The organism is Klebsiella sp. WOUb02 (genome assembly GCF_050058015.1).
In the GTDB taxonomy this organism is placed as follows: domain Bacteria; phylum Pseudomonadota; class Gammaproteobacteria; order Enterobacterales; family Enterobacteriaceae; genus Klebsiella.
Window position 1 is genome coordinate 719425 of the sequence record NZ_CP170110.1, and the last position, 22656, is coordinate 742080.

Here is a 22656-nt window from a genome sequence, read left to right on the forward strand (position 1 = left end):
CCTTGACTTAGACTTCAGTAAATTCTGACAGGCGATAGTGTGAATTGCATGCCAATATTTAATTATCGTCAGCCAGAGGAGAGATCATGACGCAGCCATTGGCGGGAAAACACATTCTGATCGTTGAAGACGAGCCCGTTTTCCGCACTCTTTTGCACTCCTGGTTAACCTCGCTGGGCGCCGCTACCGCGCAGGCTGAGGATGGCGTTGAGGCGCTGCAAAAGATGGCCGAGTCAAAGCCCGACCTGATGATCTGCGACATCTCGATGCCGCGCATGAATGGCCTTGAGCTGGTGGAGTATCTGCGTGGCCAGGGCGAGCAGATGCCGATTCTGATGATTTCGGCGACGGAGAATATGGCGGATATTGCCAGGGCGCTGCGTCTTGGGGTTCAGGATGTGCTGCTTAAACCGGTAAAAGATTTTAACCGCCTGCGTGAGACGGTCTATGCCTGCCTCTATCCCCATATGTTCAGTTCGCGGGTGGAAGAGGAGGAGCGGCTGTTTGAGGACTGGGATGCGCTGGTCAGCGACCCGAATGCGGCGTCCCGGCTGCTGCAGGAGCTACAGCCGCCGGTGCAGCAGGAAATATCGCGCTGCCGCATTCACTATCGCCAGCTGGTCACCGCCGACAGGCCCGGTCTGGTTCTCGATATTGCGCCATTATCAGAAAATGATTTGGCATTTTACTGTCTGGATGTCACCCGGGCGGGTGATAATGGCGTTCTTGCGGCGCTGCTGCTGCGCGCGCTGTTTAACGGTTTGCTTCAGGAGCAGCTTGCCCATCAGGGCCAGCGTCTGCCGGAAATGACCGGGTTGTTAAAGCAGGTCAACCAGCTGCTTCGTCAGGCGAATTTGCCGGGGCAATTTCCTCTGCTGGTGGGTTATTACCACAGCGGCTTGAAAAATTTGATTTTGGTATCGGCGGGTTTAAACGGCACGCTGAATACCGGGGAGCATCAAATACAGATTAGTAATGGTGTGCCGCTCGGCACATTAGGTAATGCTTATCTCAACCAAATTAGCCAGCGCTGCTCCTCGTGGCAGTGCCAAATTTGGGGGGCGGGCGGCCGTTTACGCCTGATGTTGTCTGCGGAATGAACAGTTAAGATTATTTTCACGCTGGTAGGATTACCGCATCGTCTTTGGCAGTGATACTATCGAGGGGTTTTATACGTATAAGTCCTAATTCGAGAAAATCCGCTCCTTTCAGACCAGACCTACCTGGGTCGGCTGATATACTCGGTGCGTTATTATTATGGCTAGTTTAAAAAACATACAGTCCAGGAGATTTCAATGGCTGCCGTTAATTCTAAAGTAAGAAAAGCTGTTATCCCGGTTGCGGGATTAGGCACAAGGATGCTGCCCGCTACCAAGGCTATTCCGAAAGAAATGCTGCCGCTGGTAGATAAGCCTTTAATTCAGTATGTTGTTAACGAATGTATTGCGGCCGGGATTACTGAAATTGTTCTGGTCACGCACTCTTCCAAAAATTCTATCGAAAACCATTTCGATACCAGTTTTGAACTGGAAGCAATGCTGGAAAAACGTGTAAAACGTCAGCTTCTCGAAGAAGTCCAATCTATTTGTCCACCGCACGTTACCATTATGCAGGTCCGTCAGGGCCTCGCTAAAGGCCTTGGTCACGCCGTACTGTGCGCGCACCCGGTGGTGGGCGATGAGCCCGTCGCGGTTATTCTGCCGGACGTTATTCTGGATGAGTTTGAATCCGACCTGAGCAGCGATAACCTCGCGGAAATGATCGCGCGTTTCGATGAAACCGGATCCAGCCAGATTATGGTTGAGCCGGTTGCTGACGTCACCGCCTATGGCGTCGTTGACTGCAAGGGCCAGTCCCTGCAGCCGGGCGAAAGCGTGCCGATGGTTGGCGTAGTGGAAAAGCCGAAAGCAGACGTTGCGCCTTCCAATCTGGCCGTCGTGGGCCGTTACGTGCTGAGCGCGGATATTTGGCCGCTGCTGGCTAAAACCCCTCCGGGCGCAGGCGACGAAATCCAGCTGACCGATGCCATCGATATGCTGATCGAGAAGGAAACGGTTGAAGCCTACCATATGAAGGGCAAGAGCCATGACTGTGGTAATAAACTGGGTTACATGCAGGCTTTCGTTGAATATGGCGTGCGTCATAAATCGCTCGGCGCCGATTTTAAAGAGTGGCTGGAAAAAGCGATCGCTAAGTAATCGTTATCTTTAGATATCAGAGCCGGGGCGCAGGTATTGCGTTCCGGCTTTTTTATCACCGTGAGTAAAGATAAAAAAAATCCCGCCGCAGCGGGATTTTTCAAATCTGACGACTTATTAAAGCAGGAAATCGTCCAGAGATTTGCCCTGCTCATCCATCGCTTTTTTGATCACTGCCGGGGTACGGCCCTGACCAGTCCAGGTTTTGGTTTCGCCGTTTTCATCAACGTAGCTATATTTTGCCGGACGTGCTGCGCGTTTGGCTTTGGTGCCCGCTTTAACTGCCGCCATGGTACTCAGCAGTTCATTCGGATCAATACCATCAGCAATCAGCATTTCACGGTATTGTTGCAGTTTACGAGTACGCTCTTCAATTTCTGCAGCCGCAGCGCTTTCTTCTTCGCGACGTTCGTTAACGACAACTTCTAATTTTTCCAGCATTTCTTCTAGCGTTTCAAGGGTGCATTCTCTCGCCTGCGCACGAAGAGTACGGATGTTGTTCAAAATTTTAAGTGCTTCGCTCATTGTAGTAATCTCAAACTTATATTGTGGGGTGGTTTGTTGAACTAATAATAGAGCGATATAATCAGATGTGCAATAGGGTAGAATGTAAGGAATTCAAAATTACTTGTTATTTGTGCCGGTAATTAATTAATTTAAGTTAAATTTTTCGCGTGAGTTCACATCTTTCTCACTTATAGCTTAAGCGGCACCGCAAGCTAAAACCCTGAGATAGTATGCTTTTCCTGGCGGCCAGGGAGTAAAATTATACTTTGCAGGGATAAATATCTCCCTTCAGTATTAGCGCATTAGTTACGCTGATGTTTAATATAAAACGCTGCACAAAATCCGTTATAACCGCCCGCAAAACGCGCCGATTGGCACAAAAGGACAACGGCTCCCACCGCCTGAACCTCGCGCTTGGGGCAAATAGCCGACGCTGTGGTTGTATTAAGACGCTTAATCTTTCAGACGCCGGTTTGCGCAACATAAACCGCCAGCCTTTCCCTGAAGGGGCCGACAGCGGTAGAAAATATGCTACAATCCCGCCGCGATAAAACACATTGATTGGGGTTACGCAGCCGATGGCACAACTTTATTTTTACTATTCTGCAATGAATGCAGGTAAGTCGACTGCGCTACTGCAGTCCTCATACAATTATCAGGAACGAGGCATGCGTGCCCTGGTTTATACGGCTGAGATTGATAACCGCTTTGGCTCCGGTAAGGTCAGTTCAAGAATTGGTCTCTCATCGCCGGCCCGGCTGTTTAACCCGCAGACCTCATTATTTGCCGAGATTAGCGCTGAGCATGCAAAGCAGCCGGTTCATTGCGTATTAGTTGATGAGAGCCAGTTTCTGAGCCGTGCGCAGGTGCATGAGCTATCCGAGGTTGTTGATGGTCTGGATATCCCGGTGCTGTGCTACGGCCTGCGTACTGATTTCCGCGGGGAACTGTTTATCGGCAGCCAGTATTTATTGGCCTGGTCAGATAAGCTGGTTGAATTAAAAACCATCTGTTTTTGCGGCCGCAAGGCGAGTATGGTGCTGCGCCTTGACCAGGAAGGGCGACCGTACAATGAGGGCGAGCAGGTGGTTATTGGCGGCAACGAACGCTACGTATCGGTCTGCCGTAAACATTATAAAGAGGCCTTAAAAGAGGGCTCTTTAACGCTTGTACAAAGCAGGCAGCGCTCCAGCTAATCTCCCTTCACCGATCCCGCTCAGGCGCGCACCAGGCGCCTGATAACGTCCTGCTGCCATTGGTGCTGTAATAGATGGGCTGATGCTTCGGCGTCGCTCTGCGCCGGTTTTACGACGTCAGGCAAAGTCAGGCAAAATAGTGACGAAAAAAAGGCCTCATCAAAAGATGAGGCCTTTTATTTATATTACCGGCTTAAATTAAGCGGATTTTTTCGCTTTTTTATCGGCCTTCGGCGCTGCTACGGCTTCTTTCTTTGCGGCAGCTTCGCCTTCGCTGAACTCGTTACCGTAGAAGGTATCCAGCAGAATCTGTTTCAGCTCGGCGATCAGCGGGTAGCGCGGGTTAGCGCCGGTGCACTGGTCATCGAATGCATCTTCAGACAGCTTGTCAACGTGGGCCAGGAAGTCAGCTTCCTGCACGCCAGCTTCACGGATAGACTTAGGAATACCCAGTTCAGCTTTCATGCTTTCCAGCCACGCCAGCAGTTTCTCGATTTTCGCTGCGGTGCGGTCACCAGGCGCGCTCAGGCCCAGGTGGTCAGCAATTTCTGCGTAGCGACGACGAGCCTGCGGACGATCGTACTGGCTGAATGCGGTCTGCTTGGTTGGGTTATCGTTCGCGTTGTAGCGGATAACGTTACAAATCAGCAGGGCGTTGGCCAGGCCGTGCGGGATATGGAACTGGGAGCCCAGCTTGTGCGCCATCGAGTGACATACGCCGAGGAAGGCGTTAGCAAACGCGATACCGGCAATAGTCGCTGCACTGTGCACGCGTTCACGCGCTACCGGGTTCTTAGAACCTTCATGGTAGGACGCTGGCAGGTACTCTTTCAGCAGCTTCAGCGCCTGCAGAGCCTGGCCGTCGGAGAACTCAGATGCCAGGACGGAAACGTAGGCTTCCAGGGCGTGAGTTACGGCATCCAGACCACCGAATGCGCACAGAGACTTCGGCATATCCATGACGAGGTTGGCATCGACAATCGCCACATCCGGAGTCAGCGCGTAGTCTGCCAGCGGATATTTCTGACCGGTCGCATCGTCGGTAACGACCGCAAACGGGGTCACTTCAGAACCGGTACCGGAAGTGGTAGTGACGGCGATCATTTTTGCTTTCACGCCCATTTTCGGGAACTTGTAGATACGTTTACGGATATCCATAAAGCGCAGCGCCAGGTCTTCGAAGTGGGTTTCCGGATGTTCGTACATCACCCACATGATTTTCGCGGCATCCATCGGGGAACCACCGCCGAGGGCGATGATGACGTCCGGTTTGAAGGAGTTGGCGAGTTCTGCACCTTTACGTACTACGGTCAGAGTTGGGTCAGCTTCAACTTCAAAGAATACTTCGGTTTCAACGCCGGATGCCTTCAGTACGGAGGTGATCTGGTCGGCATAGCCGTTGTTGAACAGGAAGCGGTCGGTCACGATCAGCGCGCGTTTGTGACCATCAGTAATCACTTCATCCAGCGCGATTGGCAGAGAGCCACGACGGAAGTAGATAGATTTCGGAAGTTTGTGCCACAACATGTTTTCAGCTCGCTTAGCAACGGTTTTCTTGTTGATCAGGTGTTTCGGACCAACGTTTTCAGAGATGGAGTTGCCACCCCAGGAACCACAACCCAGAGTCAGGGAAGGCGCGAGTTTAAAGTTATACAGGTCACCGATACCACCCTGAGAAGCCGGAGTGTTAATCAGGATACGTGCGGTTTTCATCATCTGGCCGAAGAAGGCCACGCGAGCAGGCTGGTTATCCTGGTCGGTGTACAGGCAGGAGGTATGACCGATACCGCCCATCGCCACCAGTTTTTCAGCTTTCTCAACGGCATCTTCGAAGTTTTTGGCACGATACATTGCCAGAGTCGGAGACAGTTTTTCGTGAGCAAACGGCTCGCTTTCATCAACGTCGGTCACTTCGCCAATCAGAATTTTGGTGTTGCTCGGGACGGTGAATCCTGCCAGTTCAGCAATTTTATATGCCGGCTGACCAACGATGGCGGCGTTCAGCGCGCCGTTTTTCAGGATGATGTCCTGAACCGCTTTCAGACTCTTTGCCCTGCAGCAGGTAGCCACCGTGGCTGGAGAAACGCTCACGAACGGCGTCGTAGACGGAGTCAACGACGACAACGGACTGTTCAGACGCACAGATAACGCCGTTATCGAAGGTTTTGGACATCAGCACCGACGCAACGGCGCGTTTAATATCAGCGGTTTCATCGATAACCACCGGCGTATTACCTGCACCAACGCCGATAGCCGGTTTACCGGAGCTATAGGCCGCTTTAACCATCCCTGGACCACCGGTCGCAAGAATCAGATTAATGTCAGGGTGGTGCATCAGCGCGTTGGACAGCTCAACGGAAGGCTGGTCGATCCAACCGATCAGATCTTTCGGTGCGCCGGCAGCGATCGCCGCCTGCAGAACGATATCAGCCGCTTTGTTGGTGGCATCTTTAGCACGCGGATGCGGGGAGAAGATGATCGCGTTACGCGTTTTCAGACTGATCAGTGATTTAAAGATTGCTGTAGAAGTTGGGTTCGTCGTTGGGACGATACCGCAAATAATACCGATAGGCTCTGCGATGGTGATAGTACCAAAGGTATCGTCTTCAGAGAGGATGCCGCAGGTCTTTTCATCTTTATAAGCGTTATAGATGTATTCAGAAGCGAAGTGGTTTTTGATCACTTTGTCTTCGATAATGCCCATGCCGGATTCGGCGACGGCCATTTTTGCGAGAGGGATTCGAGCGTCTGCGGCGGCCAGAGCGGCTGCACGGAAGATCTTATCAACTTGTTCTTGAGTGAAACTGGCATATTCACGCTGGGCTTTTTTGACGCGCTCTACGAGTGCGTTAAGTTCAGCGACATTAGTAACAGCCATAATGCTCTCCTGATAATGTTAAACTTTTTTAGTAAATCAGTAGCTCGATTCGATAGTATAGACAGGCGGTTAATAGCTTGCATCTAAATGTTAACGTATCGAATTTTGCTCTGCTGGCTTCACTGATTTACTAACGAAGCTTTTATTTCTTTATCCTCAGGTACTGCCGGCTTCCACTCTTTGGTGTAAACAAGATTACTCACTTCTGAGTACGATTTACGTGATTTAGATCAATTTTATGTCAAGCTGACACCTTTCAGCAGGCTATTTTATGACCACTTAAATCAAGCGTGATGAAAAGGTATGCAAAATAAATGAATAAAACCGGGAAAAGAAACAAATATACAACAAACACCGTTTATCATTGCGGTATGCATTTTTGAGATGAATTATGCTGTTAAAAAGCGTATCTTCTGCGCGAATATTTTATGACATCCACTGTCAACAGCCATATTTTATGATGCTGCGGAGCGCACTGTGACTCTACCGTTGTTTGATTTTTCAACTTATTTCAAGTTTTTCATCGGGTTATTTGCACTGGTTAACCCGGTTGGCATCATTCCTGTCTTCATTAGTATGACCAGCTATCAGAGCGCGGCGATCCGTAACAAGACCAACCGGACGGCGAACCTTTCCGTGGCCATCATCCTGCTGACCTCGTTGTTCCTCGGGGACGGTATTTTGCAAATCTTCGGTATCTCTATTGATTCATTCCGTATTGCCGGCGGGATCCTCGTCGTCACCATTGCGATGTCGATGATTAGCGGCAAGCTTGGGGAAGACAAACAGAACAAGCAGGAGAAGTCAGAGACGGCTATCCGCGAAAGCATCGGCGTGGTGCCGCTGGCATTACCACTGATGGCCGGCCCGGGGGCGATTAGCTCAACCATTGTTTGGGGGACGCGTTACCACACGGTAGGCCACCTCTTTGGCTTCTCGGTGGCAATCGCGCTGTTTGCTCTGTGCTGCTGGGGAATTTTCCGCATCGCGCCGTGGTTAGTTCGCCTGCTTGGGCAAACCGGCATTAACGTGATAACGCGTATTATGGGGCTGCTGCTGATGGCGCTGGGAATTGAATTTATCGTTACCGGAATAAAAGCGCTGTTTCCGGGCCTGCTGGCCTAAATTTGGCTGCGCGTTGGGGAGCCTGGCGCTCCGCCTTTGCTTCATTATTAGCAAAAGATATTAATAAAGGTGATATGGCGAGCGAGATATAATTTTTAACAATATTCATAAAATTAATTATTTATCAAACGGTTATGCTGTATTCACTCCTCCTTCTGCGTTCTCCCCAACGCCTTGTCACTGTTATTTTCTTCACATCATTCTCTGGTGCTTGCCGTTGGATAATTGAAATGATATTAGTAATTTCATTGTCAGTGTAGATGAATGTGCTAAAAATTAACCGATTGTTAAATTTTCGTACAAAAAAGCATCTTGATACATCATCACGGCATGCAGAACGACAGGGTAATCGTATCTAATTGAAAAATATTGGTTTTAAAGATTGAACTGCGCGAAGGCGGGCTAAAAGCCAGGCGCAGAAAAGGTCATAAAAGAGAAACCGGTAACATATTTGCAAATTGCATTGGCGGATGAGAAAGCCTTTTGGTAATTTCCGCCGTGCTCTTTTCACTGAATAATAAGCGTAAATGAGAATTATTATTAAATAACTCATTGCCGCCAGAAATACCCCGGCAAGGGGAAAGAATCGACGTCAAGGTCGCCGCCTGAGCGGCCGTAATAAATAAGTCGGTGATAGCAAGCAGTAAACTCTGACAGCAGCATAAACTCCTGCACTGTACAGAATCCCGTAAGGGGAAAAGACAGGCTGGTTATATAGCCAGTAATTATAATGAATGGAGTAACAACACAATGACCATCATCACAAGAAAAAGCCTTATTGCAGCTGGCGTTCTCGCTGCGCTTATTGCAGGAAACGCAGTGGCGGCAGATGTGCCAGCAGGTGTCTCGTTAGCAGCAAAGCAGAGCATCGTGCGTAACAGCGGCGCAGAGCCGCAGTCGCTGGACCCCGATAAAATTGAAGGGGTGCCGGAATCCAATATCAGCCGCGATCTGTTTGAAGGCCTGCTGGTGACGTCGCCGGTCGATGGTCACCCGGTTCCGGGCGTTGCTGAGAGCTGGGACAACAAAGATTTTAAAGTCTGGACCTTCCATCTGCGTAAAGACGCGAAATGGTCCAACGGCGAGCCGGTAACGGCACAGGATTTTGTTTACAGCTGGCAGCGTCTGGTGGACCCGAAAACCGCCTCTCCGTATGCGAGCTATCCGCAGTATGGCCATATTGCCAACGTCGATGAGATTATTGACGGTAAAAAGGCGCCGACCGAACTGGGCGTGAAGGCCATTGACGATCACACGCTGGAAGTCACCCTCAGCGAAGCCGTCCCGTACTTCTATAAGCTGCTGGTCAACTCATCCATGTCTCCGGTTTATAAACCGGCCATCGAGAAGTTTGGCGAGAAGTGGACTCAGCCTGCGAATATCGTCTCTAACGGCGCTTATAAGTTGAAGGATTGGGTCGTTAACGAACGTATCGTCATGGAACGTAATCCTCACTACTGGAATAACAGCAAAACGGTTATTGATGAAGTGACCTGGCTGCCGACCTCTTCTGAAGTGACCTACGTTAACCGCTACCGCAGCGGCGAGTCTGGATATGACCTATAACCAGCTGCCTCTTGAGCTGTTCCAGAAGCTGAAAAAAGAAATTCCAAATGAGCTGCACGTGGATCCGTATCTGTGCACCTACTATTACGAAATTAATAACCAGAAAGCGCCATTTACCGATCCGCGCGTGCGTACCGCGCTGAAGATGGGTCTCGATCGCGATATTATTGCGAATAAAGTAAAAGGTCAGGGGGATATTCCGGCCTATGGCTATACGCCGCCGTATACCGACAGCGCGAAGCTGACCGTTCCTGAGTGGTTCAAATGGTCGCAGGAAAAACGCAACGAAGAGGCGAAAAAGCTGCTGGCTGAAGCCGGCTATACGGCAGACAAACCGCTAACCTTCAACCTGCTGTACAACACCTCCGATTTGCACAAGAAGCTGGCGATCGCCGCCGCCTCCATCTGGAAGAAAAACCTTGGCGTAGACGTCAAGCTGGAAAACCAGGAATGGAAAACCTTCCTCGACACGCGTCATCAGGGAACCTATGACGTGGCGCGCGCGGGCTGGTGCGCAGACTATAACGAACCGACCTCTTTCCTGAATACCATGCTGTCCGACAGGCTCGATGAACACCGCGCACTATAAGAGCCCGGCCTTCGATAAGATCATGGCGGAAAGCACTAAGGCTGCGGATGAGGCCCAGCGTACGGCCCTGTACGATAAAGCCGAGCAGCAGTTGGATAAAGATTCAGCCATCGTTCCTGTTTATTACTACGTGAACGCCCGTCTGGTGAAACCGTACGTTGGCGGCTACACCGGTAAAGATCCGATGGATAACGTCTATACCAAAGATCTTTATATTATTAAGCATTAATGGCAACAGGTGGGGCAGTCAGTGGCTGCCCCACAGTGTCTTATTTGAGAGCAGTGCAAAGGCACAGGCCAGAAGGTACGGGCAATGTTAAAATTTATTCTACGTCGTTGTCTGGAAGCGATTCCGACGCTATTTATTCTTATTACGATTTCCTTCTTTATGATGCGCCTGGCTCCGGGAAGTCCATTTACCGGCGAGCGGCAGCTTCCGCCGGAAGTGATGGCGAACATCGAAGCGAAATATCATCTGAACGATCCTATTTCCACGCAATATTTCAGCTATCTGAAACAGCTTGCGCACGGTGATTTTGGACCGTCGTTTAAATACAAAGATTATTCCGTTAACGACCTCGTCGCGGGAAGCTTTCCCGTTTCGGCAAAATTAGGCGCCGCGGCATTTTTGCTGGCGGTGATTTTCGGCGTGGCGGCGGGAGTGGTTGCGGCGCTCAATCAGAACACCAAATGGGACTATGCGGTGATGGGCGTGGCCATGACCGGGGTGGTCATACCCAGTTTCGTCGTTGCGCCGCTGCTGGTGTTGATCTTCGCTATCACGCTGCACTGGCTGCCCGGCGGCGGCTGGAACGGCGGGGCGCTGAAGTTCATGATTCTGCCGATGGTGGCTTTGTCACTTGCCTATATCGCCAGCATCGCACGTATTACCCGCGGCTCGATGATTGAAGTCCTGCACTCCAACTTCATCCGCACCGCGCGGGCAAAAGGGCTGCCGATGCGGCGCATTATTTTCCGTCATGCGCTGAAACCGGCGCTGCTGCCGGTCCTCTCCTATATGGGCCCGGCGTTTGTGGGGATCATCACCGGCTCAATGGTCATCGAAACCATCTACGGTCTTCCGGGCATCGGTCAGCTGTTTGTGAATGGCGCGCTTAACCGCGACTATTCGCTGGTACTCAGCCTGACTATCCTGGTCGGCGCGCTGACTATTCTGTTTAACGCGATCGTCGACGTGCTGTATGCCGTTATCGATCCGAAGATTCGCTATTGAGGCTGGGGTTCGCCATGATGTTAAGTAAGAAAAACAACGAGGCGCTGGAGAACTTCAGTGAAAAACTGGAAGTTGAAGGACGTAGCCTGTGGCAGGATGCCCGTCGCCGCTTTATGCATAACCGCGCCGCCGTTGCCAGCCTGATCGTCCTGATGATTATCGCGCTGTTCGTGACCCTGGCGCCAATGGTGTCGCAGTTTTCCTATTTCGATACCGACTGGGGCATGATGTCCAGCGCGCCGGAAATGACGTCCGGCCACTACTTTGGTACCGACTCATCCGGTCGCGACCTGCTGGTTCGCGTCGCTATCGGCGGGCGCATCTCGCTGATGGTTGGCGTTGCCGCCGCGCTGGTGGCGGTGATCCTCGGTACGCTCTACGGCTCGCTTTCCGGCTATCTCGGCGGCAAGATCGACTCGGTCATGATGCGTCTGCTGGAGATCCTCAACTCCTTCCCGTTCATGTTCTTCGTTATCCTGCTGGTGACCTTCTTTGGCCAGAATATCCTGCTGATCTTCGTCGCCATCGGGATGGTTTCCTGGCTGGATATGGCGCGTATCGTGCGCGGCCAGACGCTGAGCCTGAAGCGCAAAGAGTTTATCGAAGCGGCCCAGGTCGGCGGCGTCTCGACGTTCAGTATCGTGGTTCGTCACATCGTGCCTAACGTACTGGGCGTGGTGGTGGTGTATGCCTCGCTGCTGGTACCGAGCATGATCCTGTTCGAATCCTTCCTCAGCTTCCTGGGGCTGGGTACTCAGGAGCCGCTTAGCAGTTGGGGAGCGCTGCTGAGCGATGGCGCGAACTCAATGGAAGTGTCGCCGTGGCTGCTGCTGTTTCCTGCGGGGTTCCTGGTGGTAACGCTGTTCTGTTTTAACTTTATCGGCGATGGCCTGCGTGATGCCCTCGACCCGAAAGACCGCTAAGGAGCGCCGTCATGAGCATAATTGAAACGGCAAAAGCGCCGCAGGCGCAGCAGCACTCCGGGCTGCTGCTGGATGTTAAAGATCTCCGCGTGACCTTTAAAACGCCGGATGGCGACGTCACCGCGGTGAACGACCTTAACTTTAACCTGCGGGCCGGGGAAACGTTAGGCATCGTAGGAGAGTCAGGCTCCGGCAAGTCGCAGACCGCCTTTGCGCTGATGGGGCTGCTGGCAGCCAACGGCTATATCGGCGGTTCGGCGACCTTTAACGGCCGGCAGATCCTCAACCTGCCGGAGCGCGAGCTGAATAAGCTGCGCGCCGAGCAGATTTCGATGATTTTCCAGGACCCGATGACCTCCCTGAACCCGTATATGCGGGTCGGCGAGCAGCTGATGGAAGTGCTGATGCTGCACAAAGGGCTGGGGAAAGCCGAAGCGTTTGAAGAATCGGTAAAGATGCTGGATGCGGTTAAGATGCCCGAAGCGCGCAAGCGCATGAAAATGTATCCGCATGAGTTTTCTGGCGGGATGCGCCAGCGCGTGATGATCGCCATGGCGCTGCTGTGCCGGCCAAAGCTGCTGATCGCCGATGAACCGACGACGGCGCTGGACGTGACGGTTCAGGCGCAGATTATGACCCTGCTGAATGAGCTTAAACGCGAATTCAATACCGCGATCATTATGATTACTCACGATCTGGGCGTGGTCGCCGGGATCTGTGACAAAGTCCTGGTGATGTACGCCGGTCGCACCATGGAGTACGGCCACGCGCGTGATGTCTTTTATCATCCGTCGCATCCGTACTCTATCGGCCTGCTAAATGCGGTTCCGCGTCTGGATGCCGAAGGCGATACGTTGTTAACCATCCCAGGCAATCCGCCGAACCTGCTGCGCCTGCCGAAAGGCTGTCCGTTCCAGCCGCGCTGTCCGCATGCGATGGAGATTTGTACCAGCACTCCGCCTCTGGAGGAGTTTGCCCCTGGCCGCCTGCGTGCCTGCTTTCAACCGGTGGGAGATCTGCTATGAACGCCGTGACTGAACAAAGAAAAGTCCTGCTCGAAATCGCCGATCTCAAAGTCCACTTTGATATTAAAGATGGTAAGCAGTGGTTTTGGCAGCCGGCCAAAACGCTGAAAGCGGTCGATGGCGTCACGCTGCGCCTGTATGAAGGCGAAACGCTGGGCGTGGTAGGGGAGTCCGGCTGCGGTAAATCTACCTTTGCCCGCGCGATTATTGGTCTGGTGAAAGCGACCGAGGGTCGGGTTGCGTGGCTTGGCAAAGATCTGCTGGGCATGAAGCCGGATGAGTGGCGCGACGTGCGCAGCGATATTCAGATGATTTTCCAGGATCCGCTGGCGTCGCTGAATCCGCGCATGACCATCGGCGAAATTATTGCCGAACCGCTGCGCACCTATCATCCGAAAATGCCGCGCCAGGAGGTCCGCGATCGGGTGAAGGCGATGATGATGAAGGTCGGACTGCTGCCAAACCTGATTAACCGCTATCCGCACGAGTTTTCCGGCGGCCAGTGTCAGCGCATCGGTATCGCCCGGGCGCTGATCCTCGAGCCTAAGCTGATTATCTGCGATGAGCCGGTGTCGGCGCTGGACGTGTCGATTCAGGCTCAGGTGGTCAACCTGCTGCAGCAGTCTGCAGCGCGAAATGGGGCTGTCGCTGATCTTTATCGCCCATGACCTGGCGGTGGTGAAGCACATATCCGATCGCGTGCTGGTCATGTACCTGGGTCATGCGGTGGAACTGGGCACCTATGATGAGGTGTACCACAACCCGCTGCACCCTTACACCAAAGCGCTGATGTCGGCGGTGCCGGTCCCCGATCCGGATCTGGAAAAGAATAAAACCATCCAGTCTGCTGGAGGGCGAACTCCCTTCGCCGATTAACCCGCCGTCGGGATGCGTTTTCCGCACGCGCTGTCCCCTCGCCGGGCCGGAATGCGCGAAAACGCGGCCGGTGCTGGAAGGCAGTTTCCGCCATGCGGTTTCCTGCCTTAAGGTAGACCCGTTATAATCTCCGGGGCTGACGCTGGTCAGCCCTTTTTTTTGCGAGGTTAAACGTGGTTGCCACTTTTCACGCCGCCCGCCGGCGGCTATATCATCTGCTATTTGATCAAACCCGGCGCTCCGGGCGTCGTTTTGAAGGCCTGGGCGGCGTTTTTGCGCTGCTTAGCGTGGTGGTTATTTTTGTTGAGTCCGGGCTGGGGACGCAATATCACCTGTCGGTAGACGAATGGCATATTTTCGTCTGGCTTGAGATTATGGTGACCGCCGTTTTTACCTTCGAATATCTTCTGCGCATCGTCAGCTGGCCCAATCCGCTCCGCTATATTTTTAGCTTTTGGGGGCTGATTGATTTAGCGACTATTTTGCCGCTGTACGTGATGTGGCTGTGGCCGGAAATAAGCATAAACTACGTTTTTGCCTGGCGCGCGATGCGCGCAATCCGCGCCTTGCGTATTCTCAAGCTGCTGCGCTTTATGCCGTCGCTGAATATTTTCTGGGTCGCCATCGTCAGCGCCCGCCATCAGCTGATCCTGTTTTACTCATTTATTGCCATTGTGATGGTGGTTTTTGGTTCGCTGATGTATCTGATAGAGGGGCCGCAGTACGGCTTCACCACGCTTAACGCTTCGGTGTACTGGGCTATCGTGACGATAACCACGGTAGGCTACGGCGACATTACGCCGCACACGCCGCTGGGAAGAATTTTGGCATCGCTGCTGATATTGATCGGCTATTCAATTATCGCGATCCCAACCGGCCTGATTACCACCCATATGTCCACCGCCTTTCAGAATCGCCGCGGCCAGCGGATATGTCCGAACTGCCAGCACGGGCCTCACGATCAAAACGCCCGTTACTGTAACGCCTGTGGGAGTGAGTTGGTGGAGCAGCGGACGGATAAATAAAAATGCCTGCCGGTTGCTAAACGGGCAGGCATTGTTCAGGCCGGCAAAGGCCGGAATGCACTCTTATTCACGCCACAAAATATGGCACAGCTTGTGATCTTTCTCGCGGCACAGCAGGACGCGGGCGAAGATATCGTTAATATCGCCGCCGTCGGTGTCGGCAAGACCAATCACCACCTCGGCGAAGAAATCCGGGTTGAGATCGTAATCGACGTGCTCTTGCCAGTCCTCTGCCGGGTCAAAGAGTCGGCGCCGCCGCGCTCTTCAAACTGCAGGTTAAACAGAATGACATCCGCCGGATCGAGGTTGTCGACCGCCAGCTCGAGAAAGATATCGTAAGCCTGCTCAAGCGTTTCATCTTCGGTCAGGCGATTGTTTAAATCCATATCCATGATAGCTACCCGTTTAACATCTGATTGGCACGTTTTACAGCAACGGACTGAAGAAGTAAAACAGTCGCTCCGCTATCCGCTGCCAGAGCGGACGTTTTAACCATAAACGGGCGTCAAGCAGGCGCGAACGGGAGATATAATCATCCTGTACCGCCGCCAGATCGCTGCCAAAACCGGCGTCGTCAATAACCAGCGTAATTTCGAAATTGAGCCACAGGCTGCGCATATCGAGATTGACGGTTCCCACCAGGCTCAGCTCGCCGTCGACCAGTACGCTTTTGGTGTGCAGCAGCCCGCCTTCAAATTGATAGATTTTCACCCCGGCCGCCAGCAGCTCGGTGAAGAAGGCCCGGCTGGCCCAGCCGACGAGCAGCGAATCATTCTTGCGCGGCAAAATGATGCTGACGTCAACGCCGCGCTGGGCGGCGGTGCAGATAGCGTGCAGCAAATCATCGCTGGGCACGAAGTAGGGGGTGGTCATGATCAGATATTCTTTGGCGGAATAGGCGGCGGTCAGCAGCGCCTGGTGAATCAAATCTTCCGGAAAGCCCGGGCCAGAGGCGATGGTGTGGATGGTATGTCCGCTGGCCTCCTCAAACGGCATAATATTGAGGTCCGGCGGCGGCGGCAGGATCCGTTTACCGGTTTCGATTTCCCAGTCGCAGGAGTAAACGATACCCATCGCCGTGGCGACCGGCCCCTCCATACGCGCCATCAGATCGATCCACTGGCCGACGCCGGAATCCTGCTTAAAGAAGCGCGGGTCGACCATATTCATACTGCCGGTGTAGGCAATATAGTTATCAATCATGACCATTTTGCGGTGCTGACGCAGATCCATTCGGCGTAAAAACACGCGCATCAAATTCACCTTCAGCGCTTCGACCACCTCGATGCCGGCGTTGCGCATCATTGCCGCCCACGGGCTGCGGAAGAAGGCGACGCTGCCGGCGGAATCCAGCATTAAGCGGCAGTGCACGCCGCGCCGGGCGGCGGCCATGAGCGACTCGGCGACCTTATCGGCCATCCCGCCAGGCTGCCAGATATAAAACACCATCTCGATATTGTGGCGAGCCAGTCTGAATATCGCGAATCAGCGCCTGCATCACGTCGTCAGATTCGGTCAGGAGTGCAGCTGATTGCCCTTAACGCCGGCGATCCCCTGGCGGCGTTCGCAGAGTTTAAACAGCGATTCGGCGACCGGACTATTTTCGTCGGCAAAGATATGCTTGCAGGCCTTGAGATCGTTGAGCCACTTGGCGGTAGAGGGCCACATTGCCCGCGCCCGCTCGGCCCGGCGCTTGCCGAGATGGAGTTCGCCAAATGAGAGATAGGCAATAATTCCGACCAGAGGAAGAATATAAATAATCAGCAACCACGCCATTGCTGAAGGAACGGCGCGCCGTTTCATCAGTATGCGTAATGTTACACCGGCGATCAGTAGCCAGTAACCGAGGATGACTAGCCAGTTCACCACCATGTAAAAGGTTGTCATAGATGAGAAATCCTTTTGAAAAACTCTATTTGATGAGTTTACGCATCAACATCCATCTGGCAAATAAAAACGCAGCGAAAGCGTTGGTCAGCCGGATTCATAGGCCTATAATGCAGACTGTATTTGACTTGTAGAGTTGCAGCAATGAAGCGTAGTAGAACGGAAGTAGGGCGCTGGCGCATGCTAAGACAGGTGAGCCGCCGTAAATCCCGCTGGCTGGAGGCCCAATCGCGCCGCAATATGCGCATCCTCGCGGTCCGCAAGGAGCTGGTGAAACGACAGCGTCATTCCCTGTTGTTCGTCTTCACTGAGTACTGAAATAAAAGGCACCGCATGCGGTGCCTCTGTGTTTTTGACGGCGGCTGGACCCTAAAATACCCTCTTGTAAGGCTTCACCGCGACGTTCTGGTAAACCCCGGCGGCAATATAAGGGTCGTCGTTCGCCCATGACTGCGCTGCTTCCAGTGATTCAAACTCGGCAATCACCGTTGAACCGGTGAATCCCGCAGCGCCAGGTTCGTTGCTGTCTACGGCAGGCATTGGCCCGGCGGTCAGCAGACGGCCTTCATCATGTAGCAGCTGTAAACGCGCCAGGTGGGCGGGACGAACCGCCGACCGCTTTTCCAGAGAATCGGCGATGTCTTCAGCGTAGATTACGTAAAGCACGGCAAGGCTCCTTATCAATAATATGGGCGAATCACGTTAAGTGAATCCGGCGTTGACTGCAATGCAAAGATGCTCGGCGGGTTAAAATGCCCGGCGTCGGGCGTTTTTTTAGCGGAAAGGGGGCTAATTTTGATGTCAGCCAACAAGGCTTATTGAATATGATTGCTATTTGCATTTAAAATCGGGGCATCATTTTTCAACTGAAACGACTATGAGCGCAATGACCATTGATTTACCTCGCCGCTTCCCGTGGCCGACGCTGCTGTCCGTGGCTATCCACGGTGCCGTTGTGGCGGGCTTGCTTTATACCTCGGTACATCAGGTTATTGAACGGCCATCTCCTTCTCAACCGATTGAGATAACCATGGTGGCTCCTGCGGATCTTGAGCCTCCTCAGGCGGCGCCCCCGGTCGTTGAACCGGTTGTCGAGCCGGAGCCCGAGCCAGAGCCTGAAGTAGTGCCGGAGCCGCCGAAGGAAGCGCCGGTTGTTATTCATAAGCCTGAGCCGAAACCCAAGCCGAAGCCAAAGCCAAAGCCGAAGCCTGAGAAAAAGATCGAGCAGCCGAAGCGTGAGGTTAAGCCTGCGGAAACGCGTCCGGCCTCGCCGTTTGAAAATACCAACACTGCGCCAGCGCGTACGCCGCCGTCTACCTCCACGGCCACCGCGAAGCCAACGGTTACCGCCCCGAGCGGCCCGCGGGCGCTCAGCCGTAACCAGCCGGGCTACCCGACTCGCGCCCAGGCGCTGCGTATTGAAGGCGTGGTGCGGGTGAAGTTTGACGTCACCCCGGACGGCCGTCTGGACAACGTCGAGATCCTTTCCGCGCAGCCGGCGAATATGTTTGAGCGCGAAGTGAAAAACGCCATGCGTAAGTGGCGCTACGAGCCCGGCAAACCGGGCACCGGCGTGACGATGACCATTAAGTTCCGTCTTAAAGGCGTTGAGATCAACTAACCTCCATCAATAAGGCCCCCTACGGGGCCTCCTCTGCGAAGACATCGTCGAGCGCTTTTTGCGCCGTTACGAGGTGCTGACCGCCGAATAAGATCGCCCGATTGAATAGCGTATAGAGCTGGTAAATGGGCTGACGGTCGAGGAATCCGGACGGCAAAGGCGAGACCGACTGATAGCCGTCGTATATCTGCGGCGGCTGCTCAGGATGCAGCGGCAGCATGGCGAGGTCGCACTCTCTGTCTCCCCAGTAGCAGGCCGGGTCGAAGATATAAGGGCCATTCGGCCCCAGCGCGCAGTTGCCGGACCACAGATCGCCGTGCAGTAGGGAGGCCTGAGGCTGATGGTTGCTGAGGCGTTGCTGCACGTAGTCAACAATGGTATCGATATCGCCGAAATGGAGCCCTTTTTCTGCCGCCAGCTCCAGCTGCCAGCCGATGCGCTGTTCGGCAAAAAATGTCGACCAGCGGCGCTGCCAGGCATTGGGCTGGGGAGTGGTGGAAAGGTCATTGTCAAAATCGAGCCCAAACTGCGGCTGATCGCTCCACTGATGCAGATGAGCGATTTGCTGACCGAGCAGAAAAGCGTTGTGGGCGTCGAGCGGGCGAGGAGGCAAATACTCCATCACCATAAAGCTGTAATCACGGTCGCTGCCGACGGCAAAAACCTGCGGGACGTGAACGGTTTTACTCCGCGACAGCAGCTCGAGCTGATCCGCCTCGGCGGTAAAGATAGGCAATAGCTCACGTTCGTCACATTTCACGAAGTAGTCCTTCCCACCGAAGCGCAGGTGCCATGCTGCGTGGATTTCTCCGCCGGGTAGTTCATTTCGTAGTTCGATTTCAGCTGCTTCAGTATGCCACTCGCTTAACAAATTGCTGATAGCCTGCCACATGCCGTCTCTCCCCATGTTTTCCACCATTTCATAAGGTTAGCGCATAACCTCGGCGTAAAATTCGAACTGACGCACAACTGACGCTTTCCGCAGCGCCAATCGCACTTATTGAGCTTCCAGCCACTGGGTAAATGTGGTTACCGTGATTTCGGCAGGCCGCCCCAGCGCCGTTTCCGCGAGCCCTGCGCTCAGGGCCTGGACCTCCTGCGCGCTTTGCGGGGAGACCAGGCCAAAGGTGTTGGTTCCCAGCTCGTGAGGTTTTCCCTCGTCGTCGTTCAGGACAAGGGTGAAGCCCGCGCGGGTAAGGTGATTGCTCAGCTCGTTAATCTCGGTAAGCGTCTCTTCGTGAAAACGGATCGTCACGACATGGGTTTGAATTTCGGCGCTCATTTTTCACCCCGTTGTTATCCATGGAATTTTTAGCATAGACCATGCTGGTGATTTGGCGACTCACTCTGCTGAGCAGAGGGAAGGGATTAACGATCGCACAAATAGGCGTAAATTTTATGCGTGTTCTCCTGCGAGCAGAGGCGGGTGCCCTGATTGACGGTAGCGGCGCTGCCCGCGGCGACGCCAAAGCGCACCATATCCTCAAGCCCGGCATCTTCGGCAAGACGCAGGGTCATTGCGCCCACCATGCTGTCGCCTGCGCCGACGGTGCTCTGGCTTTTCATCGGCGGCGGGACAACCTGCACGCTGCCGCCGCTATCGACGCCAAGCGCCCCCTGCGGGCCAAGGGAAACGACCACCCTGCGGGCTTTACCCGAGCGGATCAGCTCCTGCGCCGCCTGGCGAACATCGTCCGGCTGGCTCAGATCGCGCTGAACGAGCGCGCTCAGATCTTTTTGGTTAGGTTTGACCAGCTCAATGTTGCCGACTTCAAGCACGGCCGTTAGCGCCTCTCCCGAGCTGTCGATAATGCAGCGCAGCCGGTGCTGCTGCGCGCTTTTTACCAGCTGGGTGAGGTTTTCAATGTCGATCCCCGGCGGCAGGCTGCCGCTGATTACCAGCAGCGAGCCGGGCTCAATCGCCAGCACCTTCTCTTCGAGACGGCGGAACTCCTGCTGGGTTAACGCCGCGCCGGGCATCACGAAGCGATACTGTTCACCGCTGGAATCAACGTGGACGTGCAGATTTTGCCGCGTCCAGTCGCTGGTCGCTACGGTTTCTACCGGCACCTGCTCATCGGCAAGCAGGGCGGTGAGATGTTCTCCGGTGGCGCCGCCGACGGGGAAAATTGCCGTGGCCTGGCCGCCGAGAAAGGTAATGGCGCGAGCGACGTTAATACCGCCGCCACCGGGTTCGAAAACCGGTGCGCTGCAGCGTAGTTTACCTTCCGGATAGATCTGCGGGGTCTGAGTGGCGCTGTCGAGCGAAGGAGCCAGAGTAAGCGTATAAATTTTGGTCATCAAATTTCCTCCATGATACGAGTCAGGCTGTTCTTTTTTTTAGCATGGCACTTCTTATTGCTCAGGGAAAGCAAAGGGGGCGGGGATTTGCCGGGAAGAGGCTATTTTCATTATAAAATAAAGATAGTTCTGAGGGCGGTCTTATTCAAAAAATGAAAGAGTAATTGATTGCTATGTTAATCGTGCTTTTTTATAATTTACCGCCTTTCATTGGACCAGCAGCAGCGATCCTCGCGAAAGTTTCCGGGACCATCTGGGTCTCTCTATTTGTTGTACGGACTCTAAATTAAATGAAGCTTTTGAAGACAGTACCCGCAGCGGCTATGCTGGCGGGGGGGCTATTTGCGTCTGCGTGCGCAATGGCCGATGATTCCGTTTTTACTGTTATGGATGACCCTTCCACTGCCAAAAAACCTTTCGAAGGTGCTGTTAACGCCGGCTATCTGGCGCAGTCCGGAAATACGAAAAGTTCCTCGGCGACCGCGGATTCTACGCTGACCTGGTATGGCAATACGACGGCTTGGTCGCTGTGGGGTAACGCCAGTAATACCTCGTCCAACGATCAGCGCTCTTCCGAGAAGTACGCGGTCGGCGGCCGTAGCCGCTATAACCTGACCGACAGCAACTACCTGTTCGGCCAGGCCAGACTGGCTGACTGACCGCTATAACGGTTACCAGCAGCGCGACGTGCTGACCGCCGGTTACGGTCGTCAGATTCTGAATGGGCCGGTGCACAGCCTGCGTTTTGAATTTGGTCCAGGCGTTCGCTATGACGAATATACCGATGGCGATAATGATACCCAGCCGCTGGGCTACGCCTCCGGTACCTGGGCATGGCAGATGACCGATAATGCCAAATTCACCCAGGGCGTTTCCGTGTTTGGTTCCGAAGATACCACGCTGAACTCAGAAAGCGCGCTCAACGTCGCTATCAACGCCCACTTTGCGCTACGTGTTGCCTATAACGTGACCTGGAACTCCCAGCCGCCGTCGTCGGCGCCGGAGCATACCGACCGTCGTACCACGCTGTCGCTTGGCTATAAGATGTAATATTCTCAGGCCGGTTATTCCGGCCTGATTGTTTTAAATTTAGCAATAAGCGGCATTATTATCTTTGGTCGTTTGTTTTGTTTTTTATAAAAAGAAAACAGTCTCCATAATTTCCTCATAATTGCTTATCTTGATAAATATTTAACTTTTCTGACACGAATAGCTAAATATTGGGTCGGACAAGAATGTGATCCGGATCTATACTGTCTGTCACTGGCAGAGATGCTGTCTTTGCTCGAAATCCTTAATGAAATAAGAGAGTCATCACTATGAAAAATAGCAAAATCGCAGACTGCGGCCGTGATGCTGTGCGCGCTCTCGTTCGGCGCCATAGCCGCTAATCCGGTCCCGCAGCCGGGCAGCAAGGACCATACCCAGGTAGGAATTGCGCAAGCGACCGACGTTGAAGCAGGCTCGAATATTGCCCCGGGATCGCAGACAACGGGTCAGACTATGGGCGATGCTTTTAATGTTCATAAGCTCGTTGCCGGTGAATGGTCCTGATATTTCATTCGTCAGTCGGGCCGTCTCTTATATTTTGAGAAATATAAAACCGGGTAAAGATGTACCGGTTTGACGGGCATATGTTTGGCTCCGCGTTTTGATTTTGTCCGCTCATCGCTACCGCACGTAAGCAATACGTCGCGGGAGGTTA

16 protein-coding genes and 6 pseudogenes are annotated in these 22656 nt (G+C 53.4%); 14 read left to right on the plus strand and 8 right to left on the minus strand.

All coding sequences use genetic code 11. The features are described 5' to 3' along the window. Positions 1-86: 86 nt before the first annotated feature. Both rssB and galU read left to right on the plus strand, forming a co-directional pair. Positions 87-1100 carry a two-component system response regulator RssB gene (gene rssB / locus ABOC21_RS10225; RefSeq protein ID WP_426814458.1) on the plus strand — a complete coding sequence of 338 codons (1014 nt, stop codon included), beginning with the start codon at positions 87-89 and terminating at the stop codon, positions 1098-1100. Positions 1101-1295: 195 nt separating this feature from the next. Then, positions 1296-2198, plus strand: a complete 903-nt coding sequence (gene galU / locus ABOC21_RS10230) for a UTP--glucose-1-phosphate uridylyltransferase GalU (RefSeq protein WP_426814459.1) — start codon at positions 1296-1298, stop codon at positions 2196-2198. Between the two features lie 117 nt (positions 2199-2315). On the opposite strand, the gene hns is transcribed toward galU, so the two are convergent. Continuing rightward, on the minus strand, positions 2316-2723 hold the full coding sequence (gene hns / locus ABOC21_RS10235) for a histone-like nucleoid-structuring protein H-NS (RefSeq protein WP_041146073.1): 408 nt from the start codon (positions 2721-2723) through the stop codon (positions 2316-2318). A gap of 560 nt (positions 2724-3283) precedes the next feature. On the opposite strand from hns, the gene tdk reads away from it, so the two are divergent. Next, on the plus strand, positions 3284-3901 hold the full coding sequence (gene tdk / locus ABOC21_RS10240; RefSeq protein ID WP_426814460.1) for a thymidine kinase: 618 nt from the start codon (positions 3284-3286) through the stop codon (positions 3899-3901). A gap of 198 nt (positions 3902-4099) precedes the next feature. Here tdk and adhE read toward each other — a convergent pair. Then, positions 4100-6779 (minus strand): annotated as a pseudogene (gene adhE, locus ABOC21_RS10245) (bifunctional acetaldehyde-CoA/alcohol dehydrogenase). 477 nt (positions 6780-7256) lie between these two features. Between adhE and ABOC21_RS10250 the strand changes: the two are divergent. From ABOC21_RS10250 to ABOC21_RS10280, 7 genes and pseudogenes are all read left to right on the plus strand, one after another. Further along, entirely contained in the window at positions 7257-7904 is a 648-nt protein-coding gene (locus ABOC21_RS10250; protein ID WP_426814461.1) for a YchE family NAAT transporter, read from the plus strand. 750 nt (positions 7905-8654) lie between these two features. Continuing rightward, positions 8655-10288: pseudogene (gene oppA / locus ABOC21_RS10255) on the plus strand (oligopeptide ABC transporter substrate-binding protein OppA). Between the two features lie 84 nt (positions 10289-10372). Further along, positions 10373-11293: an oligopeptide ABC transporter permease OppB gene (oppB, locus tag ABOC21_RS10260; protein WP_426814462.1), complete on the plus strand. Its 921-nt coding sequence runs from the start codon at positions 10373-10375 to the stop codon at positions 11291-11293. A gap of 14 nt (positions 11294-11307) precedes the next feature. Continuing rightward, on the plus strand, positions 11308-12216 hold the full coding sequence (gene oppC / locus ABOC21_RS10265; protein ID WP_426814463.1) for an oligopeptide ABC transporter permease OppC: 909 nt from the start codon (positions 11308-11310) through the stop codon (positions 12214-12216). Positions 12217-12227: 11 nt separating this feature from the next. Then, positions 12228-13241, plus strand: coding sequence for an ABC transporter ATP-binding protein (locus ABOC21_RS10270; protein ID WP_426814464.1), 1014 nt, complete (start codon positions 12228-12230; stop codon positions 13239-13241). Beyond that, positions 13238-14244 (plus strand): annotated as a pseudogene (gene oppF / locus ABOC21_RS10275) (murein tripeptide/oligopeptide ABC transporter ATP-binding protein OppF). Before ABOC21_RS10270 ends, oppF begins: the two are co-directional and overlap by 4 nt. A 46-nt stretch (positions 14245-14290) precedes the next feature. Beyond that, a complete protein-coding gene (locus ABOC21_RS10280) occupies positions 14291-15142 on the plus strand; it encodes an ion transporter (protein ID WP_426814465.1) in 852 nt (283 codons plus the stop codon). 63 nt (positions 15143-15205) lie between these two features. On the opposite strand, the pseudogene ABOC21_RS10285 reads toward ABOC21_RS10280, so the two are convergent. Both ABOC21_RS10285 and cls read right to left on the minus strand, forming a co-directional pair. Continuing rightward, positions 15206-15534: pseudogene (locus tag ABOC21_RS10285) on the minus strand (HI1450 family dsDNA-mimic protein). A gap of 34 nt (positions 15535-15568) precedes the next feature. Then, positions 15569-17029, minus strand: a pseudogene (gene cls / locus ABOC21_RS10290) (cardiolipin synthase). A 144-nt stretch (positions 17030-17173) separates the two neighbouring features. Here cls and ABOC21_RS10295 point away from each other — a divergent pair. Further along, on the plus strand, positions 17174-17347 hold the full coding sequence (locus tag ABOC21_RS10295; RefSeq protein ID WP_426814466.1) for a YciY family protein: 174 nt from the start codon (positions 17174-17176) through the stop codon (positions 17345-17347). A gap of 51 nt (positions 17348-17398) precedes the next feature. On the opposite strand, the gene ABOC21_RS10300 is transcribed toward ABOC21_RS10295, so the two are convergent. Then, a complete protein-coding gene (locus tag ABOC21_RS10300) occupies positions 17399-17695 on the minus strand; it encodes a YciI family protein (RefSeq protein ID WP_426814467.1) in 297 nt (98 codons plus the stop codon). Between the two features lie 211 nt (positions 17696-17906). Here ABOC21_RS10300 and tonB point away from each other — a divergent pair, with 211 nt between their 5' ends. After that, on the plus strand, positions 17907-18650 hold the full coding sequence (gene tonB / locus ABOC21_RS10305; RefSeq protein WP_426814468.1) for a TonB system transport protein TonB: 744 nt from the start codon (positions 17907-17909) through the stop codon (positions 18648-18650). A 19-nt stretch (positions 18651-18669) separates the two neighbouring features. Here tonB and ABOC21_RS10310 read toward each other — a convergent pair whose 3' ends face one another. The 3 genes from ABOC21_RS10310 to pfkB all read right to left on the minus strand — a co-directional run bounded on the left by ABOC21_RS10310 (position 18670) and on the right by pfkB (position 20951). Further along, positions 18670-19542, minus strand: a complete 873-nt coding sequence (locus tag ABOC21_RS10310; RefSeq protein ID WP_426814469.1) for a fructosamine kinase family protein — start codon at positions 19540-19542, stop codon at positions 18670-18672. Between the two features lie 105 nt (positions 19543-19647). Beyond that, complete coding sequence (gene ghoS, locus ABOC21_RS10315; protein ID WP_426814470.1) at positions 19648-19932, minus strand: type V toxin-antitoxin system endoribonuclease antitoxin GhoS; 285 nt, start codon at positions 19930-19932, stop codon at positions 19648-19650. Between the two features lie 86 nt (positions 19933-20018). Further along, on the minus strand, positions 20019-20951 hold the full coding sequence (gene pfkB, locus ABOC21_RS10320; RefSeq protein ID WP_426814471.1) for a 6-phosphofructokinase II: 933 nt from the start codon (positions 20949-20951) through the stop codon (positions 20019-20021). 290 nt (positions 20952-21241) lie between these two features. Between pfkB and ABOC21_RS10325 the strand changes: the two are divergent. Together ABOC21_RS10325 and ABOC21_RS10330 are read left to right on the plus strand one after the other, a co-directional pair. Beyond that, a pseudogene (locus ABOC21_RS10325) lies at positions 21242-22001 on the plus strand (DUF481 domain-containing protein). A 303-nt stretch (positions 22002-22304) separates the two neighbouring features. Continuing rightward, positions 22305-22505 carry a hypothetical protein gene (locus ABOC21_RS10330; RefSeq protein ID WP_426814472.1) on the plus strand — a complete coding sequence of 67 codons (201 nt, stop codon included), beginning with the start codon at positions 22305-22307 and terminating at the stop codon, positions 22503-22505. Positions 22506-22656: the final 151 nt, after the last annotated feature.